Origin of the sequence: Synechococcus sp. TAK9802, from assembly GCF_014279535.1 — a bacterium.
Lineage (GTDB): Bacteria > Cyanobacteriota > Cyanobacteriia > PCC-6307 > Cyanobiaceae > Parasynechococcus.
Genome location: NZ_CP047937.1, coordinates 1,685,808 through 1,706,696 on the forward strand (window position 1 = coordinate 1,685,808; position 20,889 = coordinate 1,706,696).

The 20,889-nt window shown below is 63.2% G+C and carries 27 protein-coding genes and 1 tRNA gene; 11 read left to right on the plus strand and 17 right to left on the minus strand.

What is annotated here, in order from left to right; genetic code table 11:
- A tRNA-Gly gene (locus tag SynTAK9802_RS09730) sits at positions 1–71 on the minus strand.
- A gap of 131 nt (positions 72–202) precedes the next feature.
- Here SynTAK9802_RS09730 and SynTAK9802_RS09735 point away from each other — a divergent pair.
- From SynTAK9802_RS09735 to plsY, 5 genes are all read left to right on the plus strand, one after another.
- Complete coding sequence (locus tag SynTAK9802_RS09735) at positions 203–1,531, plus strand: MFS transporter (RefSeq protein ID WP_115010135.1); 1,329 nt, start codon at positions 203–205, stop codon at positions 1,529–1,531.
- Entirely contained in the window at positions 1,528–2,277 is a 750-nt protein-coding gene (locus tag SynTAK9802_RS09740; protein ID WP_186495908.1) for an ABC transporter permease, read from the plus strand. The genes SynTAK9802_RS09735 and SynTAK9802_RS09740 overlap by 4 nt, the downstream gene beginning before the upstream one ends.
- Positions 2,274–2,699 carry a DUF3119 family protein gene (locus tag SynTAK9802_RS09745; RefSeq protein ID WP_186495909.1) on the plus strand — a complete coding sequence of 142 codons (426 nt, stop codon included), beginning with the start codon at positions 2,274–2,276 and terminating at the stop codon, positions 2,697–2,699. Before SynTAK9802_RS09740 ends, SynTAK9802_RS09745 begins: the two co-directional genes overlap by 4 nt.
- Positions 2,700–2,806: 107 nt before the next feature.
- Entirely contained in the window at positions 2,807–3,826 is a 1,020-nt protein-coding gene (locus SynTAK9802_RS09750) for a DUF3086 domain-containing protein (RefSeq protein WP_186495910.1), read from the plus strand.
- Positions 3,823–4,428 carry a glycerol-3-phosphate 1-O-acyltransferase PlsY gene (plsY, locus tag SynTAK9802_RS09755; RefSeq protein WP_186495911.1) on the plus strand — a complete coding sequence of 202 codons (606 nt, stop codon included), beginning with the start codon at positions 3,823–3,825 and terminating at the stop codon, positions 4,426–4,428. Before SynTAK9802_RS09750 ends, plsY begins: the two co-directional genes overlap by 4 nt.
- 19 nt (positions 4,429–4,447) lie before the next feature.
- Here the strand turns inward: plsY and pyrF are convergent, their stop codons facing one another.
- Genes pyrF through SynTAK9802_RS09770 form a run of 3 tightly spaced genes read right to left on the minus strand, consistent with a single transcriptional unit; the run spans position 4,448 to position 6,798 of the window.
- The gene (gene pyrF, locus SynTAK9802_RS09760) at positions 4,448–5,176 is read right to left on the minus strand and encodes an orotidine-5'-phosphate decarboxylase (RefSeq protein WP_186495912.1); all 729 of its coding nucleotides are present in this window, start codon (positions 5,174–5,176) and stop codon (positions 4,448–4,450) included.
- The gene (gene tyrS, locus SynTAK9802_RS09765; protein ID WP_186495913.1) at positions 5,176–6,423 is read right to left on the minus strand and encodes a tyrosine--tRNA ligase; all 1,248 of its coding nucleotides are present in this window, start codon (positions 6,421–6,423) and stop codon (positions 5,176–5,178) included. The genes pyrF and tyrS overlap by 1 nt, the downstream gene beginning before the upstream one ends.
- Positions 6,424–6,468: 45 nt before the next feature.
- Complete coding sequence (locus SynTAK9802_RS09770; protein ID WP_115010055.1) at positions 6,469–6,798, minus strand: DUF1825 family protein; 330 nt, start codon at positions 6,796–6,798, stop codon at positions 6,469–6,471.
- Positions 6,799–6,999: 201 nt separating this feature from the next.
- Between SynTAK9802_RS09770 and SynTAK9802_RS09775 the strand changes: the two genes are divergently transcribed.
- The 5 genes from SynTAK9802_RS09775 (at position 7,000) to SynTAK9802_RS09795 (ending at position 10,703) form a co-directional block, all read left to right on the plus strand.
- Positions 7,000–7,707, plus strand: coding sequence for a response regulator transcription factor (locus tag SynTAK9802_RS09775; RefSeq protein WP_186495914.1), 708 nt, complete (start codon positions 7,000–7,002; stop codon positions 7,705–7,707).
- Between the two features lie 95 nt (positions 7,708–7,802).
- Positions 7,803–8,372 carry a hypothetical protein gene (locus SynTAK9802_RS09780; RefSeq protein ID WP_186495915.1) on the plus strand — a complete coding sequence of 190 codons (570 nt, stop codon included), beginning with the start codon at positions 7,803–7,805 and terminating at the stop codon, positions 8,370–8,372.
- Positions 8,372–8,944, plus strand: a complete 573-nt coding sequence (locus tag SynTAK9802_RS09785) for a GIY-YIG nuclease family protein (RefSeq protein WP_186495916.1) — start codon at positions 8,372–8,374, stop codon at positions 8,942–8,944. Before SynTAK9802_RS09780 ends, SynTAK9802_RS09785 begins: the two co-directional genes overlap by 1 nt.
- A 56-nt stretch (positions 8,945–9,000) precedes the next feature.
- Positions 9,001–10,470: a leucyl aminopeptidase gene (locus SynTAK9802_RS09790; RefSeq protein ID WP_186498178.1), complete on the plus strand. Its 1,470-nt coding sequence runs from the start codon at positions 9,001–9,003 to the stop codon at positions 10,468–10,470.
- Entirely contained in the window at positions 10,467–10,703 is a 237-nt protein-coding gene (locus tag SynTAK9802_RS09795; RefSeq protein ID WP_114989453.1) for a hypothetical protein, read from the plus strand. Before SynTAK9802_RS09790 ends, SynTAK9802_RS09795 begins: the two co-directional genes overlap by 4 nt.
- A 31-nt stretch (positions 10,704–10,734) precedes the next feature.
- Here SynTAK9802_RS09795 and SynTAK9802_RS12670 read toward each other — a convergent pair whose 3' ends face one another.
- From SynTAK9802_RS12670 to SynTAK9802_RS09815, 5 genes are all read right to left on the minus strand, one after another.
- Complete coding sequence (locus SynTAK9802_RS12670; RefSeq protein WP_115010059.1) at positions 10,735–10,917, minus strand: hypothetical protein; 183 nt, start codon at positions 10,915–10,917, stop codon at positions 10,735–10,737.
- Between the two features lie 223 nt (positions 10,918–11,140).
- The gene (locus tag SynTAK9802_RS09800; protein WP_186495917.1) at positions 11,141–11,308 is read right to left on the minus strand and encodes a hypothetical protein; all 168 of its coding nucleotides are present in this window, start codon (positions 11,306–11,308) and stop codon (positions 11,141–11,143) included.
- Between the two features lie 196 nt (positions 11,309–11,504).
- Positions 11,505–11,657: a hypothetical protein gene (locus SynTAK9802_RS09805; protein WP_186495918.1), complete on the minus strand. Its 153-nt coding sequence runs from the start codon at positions 11,655–11,657 to the stop codon at positions 11,505–11,507.
- Positions 11,658–11,791: 134 nt separating this feature from the next.
- On the minus strand, positions 11,792–11,959 hold the full coding sequence (locus SynTAK9802_RS09810) for a DUF4278 domain-containing protein (RefSeq protein WP_186495919.1): 168 nt from the start codon (positions 11,957–11,959) through the stop codon (positions 11,792–11,794).
- Positions 11,960–12,165: 206 nt separating this feature from the next.
- On the minus strand, positions 12,166–12,456 hold the full coding sequence (locus SynTAK9802_RS09815; protein WP_186495920.1) for a DUF3104 domain-containing protein: 291 nt from the start codon (positions 12,454–12,456) through the stop codon (positions 12,166–12,168).
- Between the two features lie 231 nt (positions 12,457–12,687).
- On the opposite strand from SynTAK9802_RS09815, the gene SynTAK9802_RS09820 reads away from it, so the two are divergent.
- The gene (locus tag SynTAK9802_RS09820) at positions 12,688–12,840 is read left to right on the plus strand and encodes a hypothetical protein (RefSeq protein WP_170950491.1); all 153 of its coding nucleotides are present in this window, start codon (positions 12,688–12,690) and stop codon (positions 12,838–12,840) included.
- A gap of 211 nt (positions 12,841–13,051) precedes the next feature.
- On the opposite strand, the gene msrA is transcribed toward SynTAK9802_RS09820, so the two are convergent.
- Genes msrA through SynTAK9802_RS09860 form a run of 8 tightly spaced genes read right to left on the minus strand, consistent with a single transcriptional unit; the run spans position 13,052 to position 20,842 of the window.
- Positions 13,052–13,675, minus strand: coding sequence for a peptide-methionine (S)-S-oxide reductase MsrA (gene msrA, locus SynTAK9802_RS09825; protein ID WP_186495921.1), 624 nt, complete (start codon positions 13,673–13,675; stop codon positions 13,052–13,054).
- Entirely contained in the window at positions 13,672–14,853 is a 1,182-nt protein-coding gene (gene lpxB, locus SynTAK9802_RS09830; protein WP_186495922.1) for a lipid-A-disaccharide synthase, read from the minus strand. The genes msrA and lpxB overlap by 4 nt, the downstream gene beginning before the upstream one ends.
- Positions 14,853–15,677, minus strand: coding sequence for an acyl-ACP--UDP-N-acetylglucosamine O-acyltransferase (gene lpxA, locus SynTAK9802_RS09835; RefSeq protein ID WP_186495923.1), 825 nt, complete (start codon positions 15,675–15,677; stop codon positions 14,853–14,855). The genes lpxB and lpxA overlap by 1 nt, the downstream gene beginning before the upstream one ends.
- Before the next feature lie 5 nt (positions 15,678–15,682).
- A complete protein-coding gene (gene fabZ / locus SynTAK9802_RS09840) occupies positions 15,683–16,135 on the minus strand; it encodes a 3-hydroxyacyl-ACP dehydratase FabZ (RefSeq protein ID WP_186495924.1) in 453 nt (150 codons plus the stop codon).
- Positions 16,132–16,959, minus strand: a complete 828-nt coding sequence (gene lpxC / locus SynTAK9802_RS09845; protein ID WP_186495925.1) for a UDP-3-O-acyl-N-acetylglucosamine deacetylase — start codon at positions 16,957–16,959, stop codon at positions 16,132–16,134. Before lpxC ends, fabZ begins: the two co-directional genes overlap by 4 nt.
- Positions 16,959–19,142: a BamA/TamA family outer membrane protein gene (locus SynTAK9802_RS09850; protein ID WP_186495926.1), complete on the minus strand. Its 2,184-nt coding sequence runs from the start codon at positions 19,140–19,142 to the stop codon at positions 16,959–16,961. Before SynTAK9802_RS09850 ends, lpxC begins: the two co-directional genes overlap by 1 nt.
- A gap of 42 nt (positions 19,143–19,184) precedes the next feature.
- Complete coding sequence (gene purC / locus SynTAK9802_RS09855) at positions 19,185–19,937, minus strand: phosphoribosylaminoimidazolesuccinocarboxamide synthase (protein ID WP_186495927.1); 753 nt, start codon at positions 19,935–19,937, stop codon at positions 19,185–19,187.
- Entirely contained in the window at positions 19,934–20,842 is a 909-nt protein-coding gene (locus SynTAK9802_RS09860; RefSeq protein WP_186495928.1) for a hypothetical protein, read from the minus strand. The genes purC and SynTAK9802_RS09860 overlap by 4 nt, the downstream gene beginning before the upstream one ends.
- Positions 20,843–20,889 lie beyond the last annotated feature (47 nt).

Here is a 20,889-nt window from a genome sequence, read left to right on the forward strand (position 1 = left end):
AGCGGGTGACGGGAATCGAACCCGTGTCATCAGCTTGGAAGGCTGAGGTCTTACCATTACACAACACCCGCATAGTACAAACGAACCACTGCCCCTGGGGCTGGTGGTGTCGTGAGCACGCATTCATTATGGCAATCCGCCTGCCCGAAGCCTCCGCGTGACACCGACCGACGCATCCCTGCAGGGATCCCGCCGCAGGCTGATGCTGGCTTATGGCCTGGGCGACGCCGGCACCGGACTTGCCGCCACTCAGCTGGGCTTCTACCTCTTTCCGTTTTTCATCTGCGCTGCTGGCCTGCCGGCCTTCATCGCTGGTTCCCTGCTCACGGTGAGCAAGGTGTGGGATGCGCTGAATGATCCGTTGATCGGCTGGCTCAGCGATCACACCCGCAGCCGCTGGGGCCCGCGCCTGCCCTGGATGCTCACCGCAGCCCTGCCGCTGGGTATCAGCCTGACGGCGATGTGGTGGGTGCCCCCGGGCGACACGCTGCAGCGCACCACGTATTACGCGGTGATGGCGGTGTTGCTGATGACCGCCTACACCAGCGTCAACTTGCCCTACGCGGCCCTCAGCACCGAACTGACGCCGGACACCGCCATTCGCACCCGCCTGAATGCGGCGCGGTTCACCGGATCAATCCTGGCGGGCCTGAGCGGACTGACCGTGGCCTCGGTGGTGCTCACCGACGGAGGTGGGGGCTACCTGGCCATGGGCCGAATCACCGGCAGCATCGCCGCCACCACCACGCTGCTCTGCTGCTGGGGCCTGGCCCCCTACGCCAAGCGGGCCCAACGGCCGGTGCCCAACAACGAGCCGCCGATGCAGCAGCTGAAGCGGGTGATGGCCAACCCCCGTTTCCGCCAGGTGCTGGGGCTGTATCTGCTGCTCTGGTTCGGCCTGCAACTGATGCAGGTGGTGGCCCTGATCTGGCTGGTGCAGGTGGTGCATGTGCCCGCCAACCTCTCCACCTGGATCCTGCTGCCCTTCCAGATCGCCGCCCTGCTGGGGCTCCAGCTCTGGAGCAACCTCAGCAACCGCATCGGCCGCGTCGCCACCCTGCGCTGGGGCGCGGGGCTGTGGATCAGCGCCTGCCTGATCTCAATGCTGTTCCCGCCCCTGGCGGCGGATCCCGGCCCGCTGCAACTGCTGCCGCTGGTGGGGCTGATCGCCCTGGTGGGGGTGGGAGCGGCGACGGCCTATCTGATCCCCTGGTCGCTGCTGCCCGATGCGATCGACGCTGATCCGAGCAAACCCGCCGGGCTTTACACCGCCTGGATGGTGTTCGGCCAGAAGCTGATCATCGGCCTGACCATGTCGGTGTTTGGCAGCCTGCTCTCGCTCACCGGCTACATCTCCGCCAAGGGGGGCAACTGCAGCGGGGCACTGAGTTTCATCGAACAACCGAATTCAGCCCTGCTGGCGATCCGCCTCTGCATGGGTCTGATTCCCGCCATCCTTGTGCTGCTTGGCCTTGTGGTGATGCGAGGCTGGCCCGACCGTGGAGCCCACCTGCAGAAGGCCGCCGGATGAACATGCCACGTTCCATCAAACGCCTGGGCACCAGCCTGCTGATCGGAGGCCAGGCCGTGGCCGCCACCCTGCGCGGTCGCATCAATCGGGGTGAGCTGTTTGAGCAAATGCTGGAGGCCGGCCCCGGCAGCCTGCTGATCGTGCTGATCATCTCGGTGGCCGCCGGCTCGGTGTTCAACATTCAGGTGGCCGCGGAACTCACCCGCCAGGGGGCGGGATCAACGGTGGGCGGCATCCTGGCGATCGGCCTGGCACGGGAGATCGCGCCCCTGCTCACCTCCTGCCTGCTGGCCGGCAAGGTGGCCACCGCCTACGCCGCCCAGCTAGGGACGATGAAGGTGACCGAACAGATCGATGCGATCACCATGCTGCGCACCGACCCGGTGGAGTACCTGGTGGTGCCCCGGATGATCGCCATGGTGGTGATGGCACCGGTGCAGTGCTTCTTCTTCTTCTTCGTGGCGGTGTGGTCAGGCCAGCTCACCAGCACGGCCCTCTACAAAATCCCTCCGGCGGTGTTCTGGACCTCGGTGCAGACCTGGATGAACCCGCTGGACCTGCCGTTCATGCTGGTGAAAGCCCTGGTGTTCGGGCTGATCATCGCCACGGTGGCCTGTGGCTGGGGCCTGACCACCCGCGGCGGTCCCAAGGAAGTGGGCACCAGCACCACCGGTGCGGTGGTGCTGATCCTGATCCTGGTGGCCCTGATGGATGTCGTTCTCACCCAGGTGCTGTTCGGAGCATGAGTTCAACCCCCGCCCCCGTCACCCTCAAGCCAGACGTGCGGCTGCCGTTGCTGGTGGTGGCCCTTGGCCTGGCACTGCTGCCGCTGCCGCTTTCGCCCTGGCCCACCTTGGTGGCGGTGCTGTTCGGCCTGTTTCTGCTGATCCAGAGCGCCAGCCTGCGACTCGAATTCAAGGAAGACGCTCTGATCGTGTGGCAAAACAGCCGCGAGCTGCGGCGTTTCGCCTACGACCAATGGCTGAGCTGGCGACTGTTCGCACCCTGGTTGCCGGGCCTATTTTATCTCCGCGAAACCCAGAGCATTCACTTCCTGCCGATCCTGTTCAGCCCCAAGGAGCTGCGGGAACAGCTGGAACTGCGGGTAGGAGCCCTGGAAGTACCGAACGACGACACGGAAGACAACACGAGCAATAGCGAGCAGTAGTACGATTTCGAGACGGTTTCGTGCCGATATCCATACAATTTTGTGCATACCTGTCGCAGTTGTGATGCCACCTGTTTTTCTGCGGCCTGGTCGGCTGGAATGGAGGGATGGAGAGCACGGCAGCTGACGCAATGCCCGACGACACCGACCTGACCCCCCAGGCGCCTGAACCGGAGCAACCCCCGGCGGAAACCAGCGGCGACACCAGCGCAGAACCCGCCAACACCACCAGCACCGAGCCCGCCGCCACAGAAGCCAATCCCGTGATGGAGCTGGCCCTCAAGGATCTGCAGGACCGCCGCGATGCCCTGGAAGCGGAGATCAACGCCCTCAGCTCCCGCAAGCAGCAACTCGAGACCGAACTGAAGGCCAACTTCGCCGGCCAATCGGACGCCATTGCCCGCCGCGTGAAGGGCTTCCAGGAGTACCTAGGCGGCGCCCTTCAGGACCTGGTGCAGAGCGTGGAAAACCTGGAGCTGGTGGTGCAGCCGATGGTGGTGCAGCCCTCGCCCCTCGATCAGGCGGCAGACAACGCAGCGGTGCCGGACAAGCCCGGTGACAGCACTCCGCCGCCCGCGGTGGCCGACACCTTCCGCCCGGATGAAGAGCTGATCCGCCAGACCCTGGAGCGCTTCCTCAAACAGCCGGACGTCTACGCCGACCCCTGGAACCTGCGGCGCAGCATCGATGCCCGCGACACGGCTCTGCTGGAGGACTGGTTCTTCAATCAAGGCGGACGGGGCGCCCAGCCCAGCCGCGGCACCCGACCGCGCAACATCCTGGTGAGCGCGGCCCTGATCGCGGTGATCGGCGAGCTGTATGGCGATCAGTTCCAGTGCCTGGTGCTGGCCGGCGGCCCCGAACGGCTCGGCGAATGGCGGCGCGGCCTCCAGGACGCCCTCGGCCTGGGCCGGGAAGACTTCGGCCCCAGCAGCGGCATCGTGCTGTTCGAACGGCCCGAAGCCCTGGTGGAGCGAGCCGACCGGCTGGAGGAGCGAGGCGAAGTGCCCTTGATCCTGATCGATGCCGCCGAGCGCAGCGTCGACATCCCTGTGCTTCAGTTCCCCCTGTGGCTGGCCTTCGCGGCCGGACCAGGTGAACGCCTCGACGACGACGATCTGCTGTGACTCAAACAGCCCTCACCGCCCTGCTGCTCCTGGCCATCGGCTACCTGCTGGGAGCCATCCCCAGCGGTTACCTCGCGGGCCGCTGGCTCAAGGGCATCGATCTGCGCGAGTGCGGCTCCGGCAGCACCGGCGCCACCAACGTGCTGCGCAACGTGGGCAAAGGGCCGGCTCTAGCGGTGTTCCTGATTGATGTGGGCAAAGGCGCCCTGGCGGTGCTGCTGGCGAAGAGCTTTGGCCTCAGCGACTGGCTACAGGTGCTGGCGGGCCTGGCGGCCTTGGCCGGTCACATCTGGCCGGTGTGGCTGGGCTGGAAGGGCGGCAAGGCAGTGGCCACCGGCCTGGGCATGTTTCTGGGGCTGGCCTGGCCGGTGGGGCTGGCCTGCTTTGGCCTGTTCATGGCCGTGATCTCGATCTTCCGGATCGTTTCGCTCTCCAGCGTGGTGGCCGCCATCGGACTGCCGCTGCTGATGCTGATCTCCGGCGGCAGCAGCGCCTACGTGGTGGTGTCGTTGGTGGCCAGCCTGATGGTGCTCTGGCGCCATCGCAGCAACATCGAGCGACTCTTGGCGGGCACCGAACCCAAGATCGGGCAGAAGTCTTGAGCACTGCCGCCGGCAGCGATCAGCCCAGGAGCTCTCCGCAACAAGCAGCAAATGCCGCACTGGGATCCTCAGCCTTGCTGATCGGCCGGCCGATCACCAGCTGGCTGGCACCTGCGGCGATTGCCTCAGCCGGCCCCATCACCCGGGCTTGATCACCAACAGCCGCACCTTTGGGGCGGATGCCTGGGGTGACCAAGGCAAACGGCTCAGGATGCTGCGCACGCAACGCCGCAGCCTCCAGGGGTGAGCACACACATCCACCGATTCCTGATGTAGCCGACAGCTGCGCCAACGCCGGTACCCGTTCGGCGATGCCCTGGGCAATGGCGAGCTCCCGTTGCAGTCGTTGCTCTTCCCAGCTGGTGAGCACCGTCACCGCCAGCAAGGTGGGGGCGGGTTGGCCAGCCCCTTGGGCCCCTTCCTCTGCCGCGGCCTGAGCTGCCTTGAGCGCTTCGCTGCCGGCGCAGGCATGCACTGTGATCAGTTCGGCCCCCAGCGCCGCCGCCCGCCGGCAGGCACCGGCCATCGTGGCCGGGATGTCGTGAAATTTGAGATCAAGAAACACCCGCAGCCCCTGCTCGCGCAGCTGGGCCACTACCTCCGGGCCGGCCTGCACAAACAGCTCCAGGCCCACCTTCACCCAGCGCAGCCCCTCCACCTGGGCGGCAAAGCGCAGCGCCTGCTCAGGCGCCATGCCATCGAGGGCAACGATGATCCGATCGGCGGGGTCAGCGGGATGCAAGGTCATCAGCGCACCAAACGACGGAAGGTTTTCTTGCCCAGCTGCAGCACCTTGCCCTCCAGCTCCGCCGCTGAAGCGAACTCCTGGTTGGGGTCGGTGATCTTCTCCCCCTCCAGCCGCGCCGCACCGCCCTTGATCTGACGGCGGGCTTCACTGCTGCTGGCGCAGATCCCCACCGCACTGAACAGATAAAAGGCCTTGGCCGGGAAGTTCACCTCCGCCAGCGACACCTCGGGCACATCAGCACCGGCATCGCCACTGCCGCCCACCAGGGTGGCGGCATCGCTCTGGGCCTTCTGGGCGGCATCGATGCCATGGCGGCTGGCAGTCACCGCCAATGCCATCGCCTTCTGCTTCTCGCGCGGGTTCTCCGGCAACGAGTCCAGATCCAGATCGGTCAGCAAGGTGACGTAGTCGTCGATCGCCGCATCGCCGACCTTCTCCAACTTGGAGTACATCGAGAGCGGATCCTCCTCCAGCCCCACCACGTTGCCGAGGCTCTTGCTCATCTTCTGCACCCCGTCCAGACCCACCAGGATCGGCAGCAAGAGCCCGAACTGGGTGCCCTTATCGAAGTGGCGCTGCAGGTCGCGGCCCATGGCCACGTTGAACTTCTGATCGGTGCCGCCCAGCTCCACATCCGCATTCACCGCCACCGAGTCGTAGCCCTGCAGCAACGGGTAGAGGAATTCATGCAGCGCGATCGGAGTGCCGCTGCCGTAGCGCTTGGAGAAGTCGTCCTTGGCCAGCATCTGGCCCACGGTGACTGTGCCGAGGAGGCCGATCACCGCCGGCAGGTCCATGCCCTCCAGCCACTCGGAGTTGTATCGCACCTCCAGGCGGCCAGGGGTCTCGAAATCGAGCAGCGCCGTTTCCTTCGGCTGGTCTTGCCCCAACTGGAGCAAATAAGTGGAGGCGTTGGCGGCCACCTGCTCCTTGGTGAGCTGCACCCGCGTGGCGCTCTTGCCGGTGGGATCACCAATCCGCGCCGTGAAATCGCCGATGATCAGTACCGCCGTGTGGCCCGCGTCCTGGAAGGCCCGCAATTTGCGGAAGAGGATGCTGTGGCCCAGATGGATGTTGCTGCCGGTGGGGTCGATGCCCAGCTTCACCCGCAGCGGCCGGCCTTCTTTTTCGGCCTGGGCCAACCGGGCCGCCAGGGCCTGATCCGCATCACTGGGATCCCCGGCCGGGAACAGGTCGGCCATGCCCCGCGACAGCCAATCCGGCAACGACGGGATGGAGTCCGGCATGGGAAGGCGCAATGAGCGAGCGCTCGCGATCGTACGAGTCTTGGCTCAGCTAGAAGGCGGCTGCTCGATCTGCGCCTTCATCCGCTCAAGGGTGGAGTTCATCTGATCGAACATCTGCTCGGGGGTGATGCCGAACTGGCTGAGCTGGGTGCGCAGCTGCTCCACCGTGAGCTTGGCCTGGAAATCCTCCGAGAGTTCAAAGCGCTTCATGAACACGCGGTAGCGGCCCATCAGCTCTTCCATCGTCTCGATGAACTTCTTCTTGCCCTCCCGGTCGAACTTGCCGTACTCACTGCCCAGCTGCATCAGCTGCTGGTAATCGCCGAACAGGCGCTTGGCTTCGTCCTGAACGATGTCGGAATCGAAGAAGGCCATCGTCGGCGTTGCGCACTGCTTCGGCAAAGTCTGCCAAGGATTCGCCAGGGGCAACGGGGGTGATCGCCGCACCTTTGATGGCCGTTCACAGAAAGGTTTTGTACGGTCTTGCTCACCCGCACCACCCTTTGGTGGCATCCGAATTCATGGTGAGTTTCGGGCCGCCTCCAGGATGTGGACTTCACCGCTCAGCTCGGCGCGATGCGTGAGCTTCCCCAGCGCCATCGGCACCTGTTGGAGGGCCGCCGCATCGTGGTGGCCTCCGCCGATCGCGTCTTAATCAGCGGCCTTGTGCACAGCCTTGATGGCATCGGCTCGCTGGTGGGGGCCGCCAGCACCGAAACAGAAGTCCTCGCCTGCCTTCGCAACACAGCCGCTGATCTGCTGATCTGCAGCGACCAACTCGAGCGCGGCACCGGCCCCTCCCTGGTGGCGGCCGCCAAGGTCCAGCAGCCCTCCCTGCGCTGCCTGATGTTGATTCAGCGCCCGTTGCTCAGCACGATTCACGCCGCGGCCAAGGCGCAATGCGAAGGGCTCTGTAGCCATGAGCGCATCGGCAACGGCGGCCTGATCAGCGTGCTGCGCGCCATGGAGAGCGATGGCAGCCACATGGATCCGGTGATTGCCGGCGTGGCCAACCACGACCGTGGCCCCAAAGGCGCCGCCCATCCCCTCAGCGACGTGCTGAGCCTGCGGGAGGAAGACGTGCTGCGCGGGCTCTGCAAGGGCCTCAGCAATCAGGAGATTGCCGATCAGCTGCACCTCTCGATCGAAACCACCAAGCACTGCGTCACCGGGCTGCTGCGCAAACTCGATGCCAAAAGCCGCACCCAGGCGGTGCTGATCGCCTTTCAGCGCAACCTGGTGGATCCACCGCTGCCGATTCCCCGCTGGACCCCCTCGACTTGAAGGAACCCGCTCGGTGCCAGAACAACCAGATGCGCCAGTTGCGCTGACGCAGCCCCTGCACCCTCGTTAAGGTCAGCCTATCTCTGCTGAGCAGCATGCCCCGCAGCCACTGGTTGGATCCCCTGGCCAGGCGGGTGCTGCAGGCCACCGGACAGCTGCCAGCACCACCCCGGCCGGCCCCAGCGCAACCTTTACCAACCGTGCCCGAGCCGTCGGCTTGGGTGATGGATGTGAACCGGGCCAGCCGCGATCAGTGGCTGCAACTGCCAGGCTGCAGCCAGGACACAGCCGATCTGCTGGTGCGGCTGCAGCGGGGTGGGGTGCAATTCGCCAGTGCCGATGATCTGTTCCGGCTGCTGGAGCTGCCGAGCGATCTGGCAAGGCTCTGGACACCCCATCTCCTCTTCCAGTGGCACGGCGATGCCCCACCGCAGCCACAAGCCGCTCCCCTCGACCTCAACAACGCCAGCGCCGATCAGCTGGCGCTGCTGGGCTGGCCGGAACAACGGATAGCCAACCTGATGCGGGAACGCCGCCGCGCCGGTTTCAAGGATCTGGCCGATCTGCAGGAGCGGCTCTGCCTTCCCGCTAGCAGCGTGGAAGTCCTGATCGGCCGGGTGAGTTTCGGCAGCCGCCGCGCCGGGCCCAGCCTGCCGCTGCCCTGATGCAGTGGGATCTGTTCTCCACCGGTGCGCTGGCCTTCAACAACGGGCCCGACCTGCCCCTGCAACGGGAGCAGCTGCTCGCCTGGCAACAGCGGCTGCATGCCCATCAAGCGCCGCTGTTCCGCGGCGAACGTGCCAGCACGGCCCAGGGAGATCTGTTCGGCGCCAGCCCTGACGACGCTGCGGCGGCCATCGATCCACTGGCCCTGACCCCCCTGGCGATGAGTTTCTGGCGCTGGCCGGAACCGTCCCACCGCGGAGCAGCGATTTATCTGGTGATGGACAGGCCAGCCCAGCTGGAGCAGCCGCTTCTGCTCTATGTGGGCGAGACCCTGGCCGCCGAGCGCCGCTGGAAAGGTGATCACGACTGCAAGGCCTACCTCGCCGCCTACGGCGAAGCCCTGCAGCGCTGTGAGCTGAGCGCCCAGCTGAGCATCCGCTTCAGCTGTGATGTGCCCCGGGCCACCCGCGCCCGGCGGGCCCTGGAACAACAGCTGATCCAACGCTGGTGGCCGCCGTTCAACAAGGAAACCCGCCAGCGCTGGGCCACCCCCTTCACCGCAGAGCTCTGAGGGCCGAGGGAGTCGCACAGGATCGCTACGCTCATCCTTTGTTGACGCGTCCACCCATGCGCTTCTCCCTGTCCTCCGCCGGTTTGCAGGAGTGGAACAGCGATGTGCTGGCGGTGGGCCTGCCCCAGGGCGATGTCGATGCCACGGCAACGGCCCTGGAACAACGCTTTGCCGGCATCACCGAGGCCCTCAAGCAGCAGGAGTTCAAAGGAAAGCCTGGAGAGCAACTGGTGATCACGCCCCTGGGCGGGGGCCCGCAGCGCCTGGTGGTGCTCGGCCTGGGCGAGAGCGATGGAATCGACGCCGACCGCTTGCGCGGCGCCGCCGCCCGGGCCGCCAAGGCCGCCATCGGTTGTGAGGGCAGCCTCGGCCTGCACCTGCCCTGGGCGGGAACCGAGGCCACAGAAGCCGCCCGCATCTGTGCAGAAGCCGTCCGGCTCTGCCTCTACAAAGACCAACGCTTCCGCAAGGAGCCGGACCCGCGCCGGATCCCCGAGGCCCTGGAGCTGATCGACCTAAGCCCCGCCGCCGAAAGCGGCTTTGCGGCAGTGAATGCCACCTGCGCCGGTGTGGAACTGGCCCGAGAGCTGGTGGCGGCCCCTCCGAACGTGGTCACCCCGGCGGCCCTCGCCGACACGGCCGCAGGCATCGCCAAGGACCATGGCCTTGAACTCAAGGTGCTCGAGCGCAGCGACTGCGAAGCCAAGGGCATGGGGGCCTTCCTGGCGGTGAGCCAGGGCTCCGACCTACCCCCCAAGTTCATTCACCTGATCTATCGCCCCGAGGGCGAGGTGAAACGCCGCGTTGCCCTAGTGGGCAAAGGCCTCACCTTCGATTCCGGCGGGTACAACCTCAAGGTGGGGGCCGCCCAGATCGACATGATGAAGTTCGACATGGGCGGCAGTGCCGCTGTGATCGGTGCCATGCGCAGCATCGCCGAACTCAAGCCGGCTGGCGTTGAGGTGCACATGGTGGTGGCCTCCTGCGAAAACATGGTGAACGGCTCCGCCGTCCACCCCGGCGACATCGTCACGGCCGCCAATGGCATGACGATTGAGATCAACAACACCGACGCCGAAGGCCGCCTCACCCTGGCCGATGCCCTGCTCTACGCCTGTGAGCAGAAGCCCGATGCCGTGGTGGATCTGGCCACCCTCACCGGAGCCTGCGTGATTGCCCTGGGGGATGAGATGGCCGGGCTCTGGTCCAACAATGACGATCTGGCGGAGGCCCTCGATGCCGCTGCTCAGACGGGCGGTGAAGGGCTCTGGCGCATGCCACTGCGGCAGTCCTACAGGGATGGATTGAAGTCGTTGCTGGCCGACATGAAGAACACCGGCCCGCGGCCCGGTGGTTCGATCACAGCAGCCCTTTTCCTCAAGGAGTTCGTGGCCAAAGACACCGCCTGGGCCCACATCGACATCGCCGGCCCGGTCTGGAGTGACAAGGGCAAAGGCGTCAATCCCGCTGGTGCCACCGGCTACGGCGTGCGCACCCTGGTGAACTGGGTGCTGGCCCAGTCATGAGCCGCTCGCCGGTGCGCTGGTACATCAAGGCCCAGCTGGGGGTGCTGCTGCTCCCGGTGGGCCTCTGCCTGTTCGGCGAGGCGGTGAGCCGCAAGGTGGTTCAGATGCTGGGCAAGGACGCAGGCCCCTGGTTCTGGTACGGAACCCTCAGCCTGATCTGCATCAACGCTGGCATCGGCCTGATGATCGACAGCGGACTGACCCGAGGCTTTCCAGGACGACGTCAGAACTGATCAGGGCGCCCAGGTTCAGGACGAAAAATCCTCAGGAAGCAACAGCCTGCAATTCGAGGGAGCGGTCTGGGGTTTCCAATGCATGAATCTGCCACCGTGCTCGCTCGGAGCAGGTTTCCAACACCCGATCAAGATCATCCGATGCGTGCTTCGGCGACGCGTATGGACCGATATGACGGGTGCCAAGACCATCCTTAATGGTCAGCAGATACATACAACCCTCCTCTCACCGCCTGATCGTAAGCATGGGCTGAAGCATCGTCGATGACCGGAAACCCGTCTGTTCACTGAGAACTTGCTGAATCAATCAAGTTGCCGCGCTTAATCTTTTCAACAGGTTGGATGTTGGTTTCTTAAGGAATTCGACCAGATTTGATCAAGTAACGGCCGGCGAAATCCCCTGGAGCGATAAGGGGTATCGCTCCATTTCATCGGGCTCAGTCGGCTTCAGTGACAGCCGCTGGAGCCGCAGACCTGCCAGACATCTCACGCAAAGAGCCAGCAGCACAGAGGGTTGAAAGCGCGATCGCAACCAGGGCGGCGCTGTTGATCAGCTTGAGCGCGACGGGCAGATGGGTGTTGACCATCTCGCGAACGTTTGCCATGAAAAAAAGTTCATAGTGAACATCTTCATAGTGCGGCCCCTGTCAACGCAGCGAGGGCGCCCGCAGAGCCCGGCCTTTTTGTCGTATGGCGACGACCAGCCACGGGAGCCCAGGCCATCCTGCGGGGGCTTCTTTCGGTGAAGGGGCAATGCGTCGAGTGGGGGTGCTTAGGGAACACCCCCTCTTTTTTTGGGCATCAGCCCACAAGAACAAGGGCGACGTTGAGAATCGCCAACCCCACCAGGAACACCGCCGCCAGCAACGCGGCTTCGGGGAAGAACTTGGCAATCACAAAACCCACCCCAAGAAACACCGAGGAGATCACGATGGCGGTGAGATCCGATCCCATCGGCGAATGCTGACTGGCTCGCCCACAGGATGTCGGGATCTCCCTTGGACCGTGGCTTGCCTCCATCCGACTGCCCAACAAAAAGCCCCTGCCCTTGAAAGGGGGCAGGGGCAGGAACCAACGGGTGCTTCGGGCTACTTGGTGTAGGTGACGCCCCGGTAGGTGAGGGTGTGGCGGCTTTCGCCAATCAGTTCCTTGCGACAGGTGTTGTAGTGCTCGCGGCGGTAGGTCAATTCAACGCAGGCCTTGGGAGTGGCTGGAGCTGCTGCGTAGGTGTGGCCTCGATAGAGAAGTGCAGTCATTGGATGTTCCTCGAAGAAATCCAAGTCCCCGTTCCATGGCTTGGAGCATCTGCGCCCCCTCAAGAGGGGGTGAACGTTTTGTAGCAACCGCTACAAACCACTTATGAGACAGCCGTCAAGCCCGCGTCGTTCGCGCGAATACACACCGCCCCTTGATCAAGGCCCCACTCGATCAACAGCCCTTCTTGATCAACGGCCCTGCTCGATCAACAGCCCGAAGAGACAGGCGCACTGGCGGGCCATCCATCCATCGACCAGATCACATCCGAGACCGCGTCGGCGTTGATCCATTTGATGACGCCCGTATCCACGTCAGCCACCTGAAACAGCGACGGAAGCCTGGGGTGGCGAGCACTTCCCTCGCAGAAGAGCACCTGCCCCATCCACCAATCCCCTTGATCGAGCTGGTCTCCAGCGACGACCACAAAGTGCCCTGGGCGGACGTGGAGAAAGGGAGCCTCCGCCTTCACCGCGAGATCACCGTGATCAACCGACATGAGCAACCCAGGAATCAGTACACCTGTACTCATAGCCATGGCGATATGGGTTTGGCAAGCCTTCAATCGCGCTGGCGTTGAAGCGCAGACGTGTTGCCAGACACTGACGTAAGCACTTTTACTCCCTGGACGTTGACCCGTGGGCGTCTAGGTTTCGACAGTCTTCAGACCCGTAGGCCCCCTTTCGATCGCACAAGGCCCTGAGCCTGCCGCTGTCGAGAACGCCAATCGATGACTGACCGCACTCTCAGCATTTCCGATGCCCTGCGCGAAGCGCAGCTGCAGCGCCTGGAAGCCTCCCTGGCCTGCAAGGCGGCATCCAAGCCTCAGGCCACGACACAGCCAGCAAAAGAGAAGGACAAGGACGCCAAGGCAAGCGACTGATCGCACCAGTCCCCACGCATTCCTTGATCAGATCAGCATTTTGAGGAGCATCCGGCGACTTCCGATGTCCTCAAGTGCTGTGCTGTGGAGTCGCTGCTCTCGATCCTGTTGGGCGTCGCCCTCGCTTGGGCGATCACGCGGGTGATCATCTGGCTGAGCGACCGTGCTCGCATCCGGGGGCGCTCTACCGAGGAATGAGGCTGCGGCAGCCCTACTTCCCCCAGGCGTTACCGGAGCGAGCGTTGTCGCCCCAGACGCTGTCGAGTCTGCGGTCACGACCGCAGCTGAACCGGTAGAAGTTGTATTTGACGGCGTTGTACTCCGCGTAGTTCTGGTGGTATCCCTCGGCGGGCCAGAAGCGAGCCGCCTGCCGGAGCTCCACCTTCAAGGCAGACCGGGATTGTCCGAGCTCACGGGCCGCCGCCACAGCACTGGCCTCAGCCGCCTGCGCCTGGGCGTCATCAGCCGTGAAGATCACCGGCCGGTAGGAATCACCGCGGTCGCAGAACTGGCCGCCGCCATCGAGGGGGTCCACATTGCGCCAGTAGCTCCGCAGCAGCTCCGCGTAGCTGATCTGATCCGAGTCAAAGCGCACCTGCACCGCTTCCTGATGCCCTGTCGTCTCACTGCTCACCTGCCGGTAGGTGGGGCGCTCCAACTGCCCGCCGCTGTAGCCGCTCACGGCATCACGCACCCCGGGCAGATGTTCCAGGTCGTGCTCCATGCACCAGAAACAGCCACCGGCAAAGACCGCCGTCTGCAGCTCAGCCATGGCGCGCTGGGGCCAGCTGAGCAGCATCAAGCAGGTGAATAGCAGAAGCAGGGTTCGTTTCATCCGATCACCTGATCAAAGATGGCCTTGGCCGCCCGCTCGGTGACCCCAGGAGCACCCAGGGTGGTCCGCAGCCGTGCATACCCCTCCAGCATGGCCTGGCGCTCTGGGGTGTCAGTCAGCAGAGGAAGCGCCCTATCCACCAAAGCTTCGGCCGTGAGTTCGTCCTGGAGCAGCTCCGGCACCAACCGCTGCTTGAGCAACAGGTTCACCGGCGAGATGTGATCCACCTGGAAGCGCAGCACGTGGCGGGCAACCCAGGCCGTCAGTCGGCTCACGCGATATCCCACCACCTGGGGAACCCCCTGCAGGGCCAGCTCCAGGTTCACCGTGCCGGATTTGCCGAGGGCAAGATCCGCCGCCGCACAGAAGGTGGTTTTCAACCCATCCGCTTCAGAAGCGGGAATCACCCGGGCGTGGCGCACACCGGCCTCCTGAAGTGCTGCAGCCAGGGGGGCTTCGAACTCCGCAAGCCCAGCGGGCAGCAGCACCTGAAGATCAGGATGACTTTGCTGCAGCAGGGCCGCCGCCTGAGCCAGCGGTGGCATCAAGTAGCGCAACTCTTGGGTCCGTGAGGCCGGCAGCAGCAACAGCACCGGCGCCTCGGGATCTAAGCCAAGTTCACGGCGGGCGCTAGCGCGTTCAGGCAAGTTCTGGAAGCTGTCCAACAACGGATGGCCCACCCAGCTCACATCCGCACCGCGAGCGGCATAGAACTCGGCCTCCGCAGGGAAGACCGCCAGTACCTTGTCGGTGAATTCGATCAATCGCGTGCTGCTGCCATCACCGAATCGCCATGCCCATTCCTGGGGAGCTATGTAATAGGTGATCGGCAGCTCGGGGCACTGCCTCCGCAACCGTGTGCCCAACCGCACATTGGCCCCGACATAATCGATCAACACCACCCCATCGAGGGGCCGGTCTTCCAACAGCGCGTCCACCCGGGCCTGTAGCCGCAGGGTGGGAAGAATCAACGGGAGAGCCTCCCACAGGCCGATAGCCCCCATCGGCGCAGTATCGGCGATCAACACCGCACCTGCCGCCTCCATTCGCGGGCCTCCCAAAGCCAGCAGCTCCAGCTCAAGCCCCCGTCGATCCGCCTCCAACCGCAAGGCGCGAATCAACAGGCTGCCCTGCAGATCACCGGAGACCTCCCCGGTGCTGATCAGCAGCCGAACCATCAGCGGCCCTGCACCGGCATCGGGCCCCGTCGGCCCTGACCCGTGGAGGCTTCAAGGAACCAGCAGAAGTGCTCAGCAGCCGGCAGCAAGGGCTGGCTGCGGGCCTGCTGAAGCGCATCGGCAATCACCAGGTCAGAGCGATACATCAGGGTCCAGATCTCCTGAAGCTGCCTGAGTTCAGCGCCGTCATGGTTGGCAGCCAGGCCACTGCGCCGCAAGCCCACGCGGTTCAAACCCCGCACCCGGCCCGGATGGCCTTCCACCAGACAATAAGGAGGAACATCCCGGTCGACGCGGGTCATGCCTCCCACCATCGCCATCTCACCGATGTGAACGAACTGGTGAATGCCGAGACAGCCACCGACCACTGCACGGTCTTCGATCACTACGTGGCCCGCCACCTGAATGGCATTGGACATCACGATGTTGTTGCCCAGGTCGCAGTTGTGACCCAGATGGCAATAGGCCATCAGCAGGTTGCCGTTACCGATGCGGGTCACCTCACCTTCTTCGGTGGCACGGTTGATCGTCACGCATTCCCGCAGCGTGTTTCCATCACCAATCAACACCTCGGTATTGGCACCGCGGTACTTGAGATCCTGGGGCGGAAGACCAAGGCAGGCGCCTGGATAAACCTTGTTGTCACGCCCCAGAGTTAGACGACCGTCCAAGACAGCATGGGGACCGATCCAGGTGTTCTCTCCAATCACCACCTCGGGACCGACAACTGCACCAGGGCCAATCACCACGCCGGCAGCGAGCTCGGCTTTCGGGTCCACCGCCGCCGTGGGGTGAATCTGCTGCGACGCCGTTTTCTGCGACATCTCGCTCAGTCCACCAAGGAAAACATCAATTCTCCGGAGCAGACCAGATCACCATCCACCGTGGCCTCCGCCTTGACCTTGCCGAAGCGTTTGCGCTTGAGGCTGACTAATTCACAGCGGATCACCAGCTGATCTCCAGGAACCACAGGGCGCCGGAAGCGTACCCCGTCAATGCCTGCGAAAACGAATAGTCCCTTCGGTAGATCAGGCATCTGGGTCACGATCAGACCTCCCACCTGCGCCATCGCCTCCACGATCAGCACCCCTGGCATCAGAGGACGCTCAGGGAAATGCCCCTGGAACTGGGGCTCGTTCACGGTCACGTTCTTGATCGCCGTGGCCGAAACCCCGGGCTCATGAGCGATGACCCGATCCACCAGCGCGAAGGGGTAACGGTGCGGGAGCAAACCGGCGATCTGCTCGCTGGTGAGCACTACGTCTGGAGTGGATTCAGTCACAAAGCGGCTGCGAGATCAGTGTGAAGACCATGGGATCCCTTGTACACAAGAACCTGTGCCTGGGGAAAACCGACGAGTGCCAGGTCGCCGATTAAGTCCAAGAGCTTATGGCGCACTGGTTCATCCTCGAACCGCAGCGGTGGATTCATCCACTGATCACCGTCACAGACCAGGGCATTGTCCAGGGCTCCGCCCTGGATCAATCCGGCAGCACGCAGCTGCTCGATCTGCTCCCGGAAACCAAAGGTGCGTGCTGGAGCTATCTCATCAACGAAGCGTTGTGGCGTGAGCTCCAAGGCGAATTGCTGTCGGCCGATGGCCGCCTGCGGGAAATCGATGATGCCTACAACGCCAAAGCGATCAGACGGGGTGGCAGTGATCACACTGTTGCCGCGGGTGCGCAGCAGGGATTGCTCCAGCCGCGGTGCAGCCAGCCGCGGGGTGGCCGCGGGCATCAACCCAGCGCTGGCGATCGCCTCCACCCACCCCAGTGCTGAACCATCCAGCAGCGGAACTTCATGGCCGTTCAGGTCAATCTCCACATGGCTGAGCCCACAACCAGCCAGGGCAGCCAGCAGATGTTCGACGGTGGCCACCTTGCTGGAACCCAAATCCAAGGTTGTGCATAGCTGGCTGTCGCGCACCTGATCCGGTCGCAGCTGGATCGGCTGCTCCATCCCCGGCAGAAGCATGTGGAAACCCGGCTGATCCGTCGGCCGAAGCTCCACCGTGGTCTCAGCCCCACTGTGGAGGCCGACACCAGATCGTGATGTCTCCGCCGCCAGTGTCCAGGATGCGGAGTAGTCCTGAGGCCAGCTAGTCACTAGAACTTCCAGCCCACACCCAGATTGAAGCGATAGTCGGATGAGAAGTCCTTGGTGGCCACCTCCAAACGGATCGGACCAACTGGTGTTGTCACAATCATGCCGGTACCAACAGAGACACCAGAACCGTCTTTATCCAGAAGCAAACCAGGTTTGCCGGGAACATCACCTTGAGTGCCGAAATCAGTACCGGCATCCATGAAAACCTCCCCTGAGAAGATGCTGATCAAGGGGAAGCGATACTCGATCGTCACCTCGCTGAAGGCCTTGGAAACGGCAAGATCGCAGTTGTACCAACCGCGAATCGAGTTGGACCCACCCATACAGAATGCTTCGTAGGGGGGCACTTCACCCATGATCGCGCCACCTTTGATCTGAACACCGATGGCCTGAGGGCAATCGGCCTGTTCACCGGGCTTTGGACGACAACCCTTGTGGAGCTTGAGCCAATCCACGGGGAAAAACTCTGTGTAGCTAGCCCGCAACCGATTAAAGGTGGGCGAATCGCTATTGATCCCTACGAATTGCTCTGTTCCCGCAGAAAAGAAATTACCGCTGGTGGGATTGCGGGGGTTGTTGAGGGTGTTGTAGGTCGTTGCGAAACGCGCCGCGATCAAAGTATTGCTATCAGCGCACTTATAGGACACGCAAATAATTTCATCTTTGCCGACCTCACCATTCCCTGCACTGCGCTTTTTAGTGGCGACGCCGTAGGGCCTTGAACTACCGGCAAAGTTGATCGGCCGCACTTCAGAAAAAGACATACCGGACACCAAAGTCCACTTGGCGTCTTTGTATGGATCCCCACCGTTCATGGGACGGGCGAAGGAAAAACTTCCGCCGGTCTTCCGCAGCACTACGGTGTCACCTTCGTAATCAAACCAACTTCGTGTTGGAAACTCTGTACTTGCAAGGTTTACGTCATCAGGTGCGTTATCAGTGCCGCCATTGCCCGTGAAGCTGTAGGCACGGCCTGTTTCAAACGCAGAACCTGAGCCGTTATTGATGTAATCCTCAACCGTTCGGATATTTCCTTTTTCTTCGCTCTGGAAAACCTGAGGAACCTCCTGGCTCAAAAACAACGATGTACGGAAACTTGTGCGGTGCTTGTCGCCGTATATCCAAGGATCAGAGAAGTTGAAATTGGCAAGTCCGCCGTATTGGCCATAGGTGATGTTGGTGCCCACAGTCCAGGCCCGGCCCATGAAATTGGTTTCCTGCAACTGCACCTGGCCAAACATGCCCTGGCTTTGGCTGAAGCCAAGACCGCCAGAAAGCTGACCTGTGGACTGCTCGACAATGCCGAGCACGATCACCACATCCCCAGGCTGCCCAGGCATAGGCAGTAGAGACACCTTTACATCACTAAAAAGCTGGGTGCCATAAAGGCGTTTGATGTCTTTTTCAAGCTGGTTGCGATTGAACGGATCACCAGGCTGGATCGAAATTTCCCTGGTGACCACCCACTCCTTGGACTTGCCTCGGATGGGATTGCCGTTCTCATCGGTGTCATCACCATCTTGGGTGAGGAATTTGACCTCGACTCCCGCCACACTCCCTTGGAGCAATTTCAGCGTGACGACACCCGCAGGGCTGACCCGTTCGGGACCGGAAACCCGAGCCAGCGAGTAGCCCTGATCGGCCACTGAGGCCTGCAGGGCCTTCATCCGCTGCTGGAGATAGTTGAGGTTCAGCGTACGGCCGTAATCGGAAGCAAACGTCTCCTCAATCACCTCATCAGCAAGGAGATTCCCATTGTCGCCGCTGATCTCCACAGCACTCAAAGGAGGGAAGGGCTCCACCTGAACAACCACTTGAACCCCAAGCGGTCCATTCTTGGGAACGATCCGCACATCTGAGAACCAGCCTGTGGCCTGGATGCCATTCAGATCGTTCTGAAGCTCCTCACGGGTCACACGCATCCCCGGACGCACCTGCATGGCGTCGTAGGTGGAAATCTGAAGACGCTCCTCCTCCGGGTGGCCCTCGAGGCCTTCAATCAGCACTTCAGAGATCAGCACCCGGGGCTGTTCCACCACAGCCGCCTCCCCCTCAATGGGTTGGCTCCCCGGCATCGCATCCTGCGCCATCACAGATGGGGCAAGCAAGGGGATCCCCAGCATCAGACCCAGAACAGTGCGACGAACGGCAACCGTGGAGCGGCGGGTCGAACAGCGGGTCATCGAGACGCAGGCTGGGCCGAAGCCACAAAAGTTGCGCTGACCTTACAGGCAGTTGTGGGGGTTGGGGCAGCTGCTTTGGACCCGTTTAAGGACCTCCCCGTAGGCCTCCATCACCCCACCGAGATCCTTGCGGAAGCGGTCCTTGTCCAAAATCCGATCCTCGGCGTTGCTTTTGCGGCGATCCCAAAGCCTGCAGGTGTCAGGACTGATCTCGTCGGCGAGCAGGAGTGTTCCATCCGATGCCAGCCCCAACTCCAGCTTGAAATCCACCAGTTGCAGATCAAGCCCCTCAAAAAATGGCAGGAGCACGGCATTAACCCGGCGGGCCAATTGTTCAATCTCTAACAGTCGCGCCGAATCTGCCACCCCCAACAGCTGCACGCGCGCCTCTGTGAGCAGCGGATCGCCCAGAGAATCATCTTTGTAATAGAGATCCAGCAGGGCGGGTTCGATGGCTGTGCCCTCCGCGATCGGCGTCTGACGGCAAAGCGATCCGGTGGCGATATTCCGCAGAACCACCTCCAGGGGAATGATCTCCACCCGACGCACCAGCATCCAGGTCTCCCCGGCCGTACCGCAGTAATGGGTCGGCACCCCCTCACGCTCCAGCAGCTCGAACAGGCGTGCTGAGATCTGGCAGTTCAGCCGACCTTTGTCGTCCAGCTGGGCTTTCTTCTGAGCATTGAAGGCGGTGGCGTCGTTCTTGAACTCCACCAGCACCCGGTCGGGATCCGTGCTGGCGAACACCCGCTTGGCCTTGCCTTCGTAAAGCAGCTCTCCGTGATTGGGCGTCATGGCGACGGTGCAACGGCTGATGGTCTTACATCAGCATGGCCTCCGGGATCCCGCGGTGAACGCAGCAGGGGATCGGGTTCAGCCTCCGGCTGCAGTTTCTGGAGCGCATAACGGTCATTGAGAACAGTGGCCAGCCGTTGGATGCGCTGCCGCGGCCGCGCGCCATCGCCCCCAGCCGCCAACTGCAGGTGCAGCTGTTGATGCAGCAGGTCCATGGCCAGTCCCCAGGCCTCCGCTGCCGCGGCTTGGTCCAAGGCGGTTTCCAGCAGCTGATCGGCCTGCTCGAACTGATCGGCATCGAGCCATTGCGCCGCCCGCGCCAGTCGTTTCGCCCCCTGAACGCCCGTCAGATCGCCCAACAGCTGCAGCTCCACAGCCACAGCGCTGTGGCCCAGAGCCGCTTCATGCAAAGCCAACTGATCGAGCCCATTGCCCTGATCCGACAACGGCTTTCCAGGGAACAGAGGCGCATCCAGGGCTTTCATATTGCCATCCACCAAACGGCGCAGCGCCAAAGCCGCCTGGCGGTGATCCAGGGCCGCTGCAGCAGCACGCCAGCGCAACAACAACCACTGACGCCGTTCATCGCCAACGCGGGGGATGTAGCGGTTGAGCACCACGGCTGCAGCTTCGGGGGCACCGCAGCTCATCAGGGCTTCGGCATTCGCCAGCACCAGCTCCAAGGAATCGATCACCGGATGCAGCTCCAGCAACCGATCACGCAAGGCCTGGCGACGGCCGTCGGAGTTGGCGATGCGGGGGTTGAGACAAGCCTGCTCCGCCGCGGCCAGATCCATCTCAGCGAGAACGCTCTGAAAGCGTTCCTCGCGCATCACCTGCGGATCCGGGGCTGCCGTGACAGCAGCCAGAAGGGTGAGGGCGAAGGGGAAAAGGGGAGTCCCCATGGCGGGCTGCGGTCTACAAAGGAAAACCTACGAGGCCCAAACCGTTC

Excerpts from the sequence above, each read along its gene's own strand:
- SynTAK9802_RS09735 (WP_115010135.1), top strand. The coding sequence starts at position 203 with ATGCTGGCTTATGGCCTGGGCGACGCCGGCACCGGACTTGCCGCCACT.
- SynTAK9802_RS09740 (WP_186495908.1), top strand. The coding sequence starts at position 1,528 with ATGAACATGCCACGTTCCATCAAACGCCTGGGCACCAGCCTGCTGATC.
- SynTAK9802_RS09745 (WP_186495909.1), top strand. The coding sequence starts at position 2,274 with ATGAGTTCAACCCCCGCCCCCGTCACCCTCAAGCCAGACGTGCGGCTG.
- SynTAK9802_RS09750 (WP_186495910.1), top strand. The coding sequence starts at position 2,807 with ATGGAGAGCACGGCAGCTGACGCAATGCCCGACGACACCGACCTGACC.
- pyrF (WP_186495912.1), bottom strand. The coding sequence starts at position 5,176 with ATGACCTTGCATCCCGCTGACCCCGCCGATCGGATCATCGTTGCCCTC.
- tyrS (WP_186495913.1), bottom strand. The coding sequence starts at position 6,423 with ATGCCGGACTCCATCCCGTCGTTGCCGGATTGGCTGTCGCGGGGCATG.
- SynTAK9802_RS09770 (WP_115010055.1), bottom strand. The coding sequence starts at position 6,798 with ATGGCCTTCTTCGATTCCGACATCGTTCAGGACGAAGCCAAGCGCCTG.
- SynTAK9802_RS09775 (WP_186495914.1), top strand. The coding sequence starts at position 7,000 with ATGCGTGAGCTTCCCCAGCGCCATCGGCACCTGTTGGAGGGCCGCCGC.
- SynTAK9802_RS09780 (WP_186495915.1), top strand. The coding sequence starts at position 7,803 with ATGCCCCGCAGCCACTGGTTGGATCCCCTGGCCAGGCGGGTGCTGCAG.
- SynTAK9802_RS09785 (WP_186495916.1), top strand. The coding sequence starts at position 8,372 with ATGCAGTGGGATCTGTTCTCCACCGGTGCGCTGGCCTTCAACAACGGG.
- SynTAK9802_RS09790 (WP_186498178.1), top strand. The coding sequence starts at position 9,001 with ATGCGCTTCTCCCTGTCCTCCGCCGGTTTGCAGGAGTGGAACAGCGAT.
- SynTAK9802_RS09795 (WP_114989453.1), top strand. The coding sequence starts at position 10,467 with ATGAGCCGCTCGCCGGTGCGCTGGTACATCAAGGCCCAGCTGGGGGTG.
- SynTAK9802_RS12670 (WP_115010059.1), bottom strand. The coding sequence starts at position 10,917 with ATGTATCTGCTGACCATTAAGGATGGTCTTGGCACCCGTCATATCGGT.
- SynTAK9802_RS09800 (WP_186495917.1), bottom strand. The coding sequence starts at position 11,308 with ATGGCAAACGTTCGCGAGATGGTCAACACCCATCTGCCCGTCGCGCTC.
- SynTAK9802_RS09805 (WP_186495918.1), bottom strand. The coding sequence starts at position 11,657 with ATGGGATCGGATCTCACCGCCATCGTGATCTCCTCGGTGTTTCTTGGG.
- SynTAK9802_RS09810 (WP_186495919.1), bottom strand. The coding sequence starts at position 11,959 with ATGACTGCACTTCTCTATCGAGGCCACACCTACGCAGCAGCTCCAGCC.
- SynTAK9802_RS09815 (WP_186495920.1), bottom strand. The coding sequence starts at position 12,456 with ATGTCGGTTGATCACGGTGATCTCGCGGTGAAGGCGGAGGCTCCCTTT.
- SynTAK9802_RS09820 (WP_170950491.1), top strand. The coding sequence starts at position 12,688 with ATGACTGACCGCACTCTCAGCATTTCCGATGCCCTGCGCGAAGCGCAG.
- msrA (WP_186495921.1), bottom strand. The coding sequence starts at position 13,675 with ATGAAACGAACCCTGCTTCTGCTATTCACCTGCTTGATGCTGCTCAGC.
- lpxB (WP_186495922.1), bottom strand. The coding sequence starts at position 14,853 with ATGGTTCGGCTGCTGATCAGCACCGGGGAGGTCTCCGGTGATCTGCAG.
- lpxA (WP_186495923.1), bottom strand. The coding sequence starts at position 15,677 with ATGTCGCAGAAAACGGCGTCGCAGCAGATTCACCCCACGGCGGCGGTG.
- SynTAK9802_RS09850 (WP_186495926.1), bottom strand. The coding sequence starts at position 19,142 with ATGACCCGCTGTTCGACCCGCCGCTCCACGGTTGCCGTTCGTCGCACT.
- purC (WP_186495927.1), bottom strand. The coding sequence starts at position 19,937 with ATGACGCCCAATCACGGAGAGCTGCTTTACGAAGGCAAGGCCAAGCGG.
- SynTAK9802_RS09860 (WP_186495928.1), bottom strand. The coding sequence starts at position 20,842 with ATGGGGACTCCCCTTTTCCCCTTCGCCCTCACCCTTCTGGCTGCTGTC.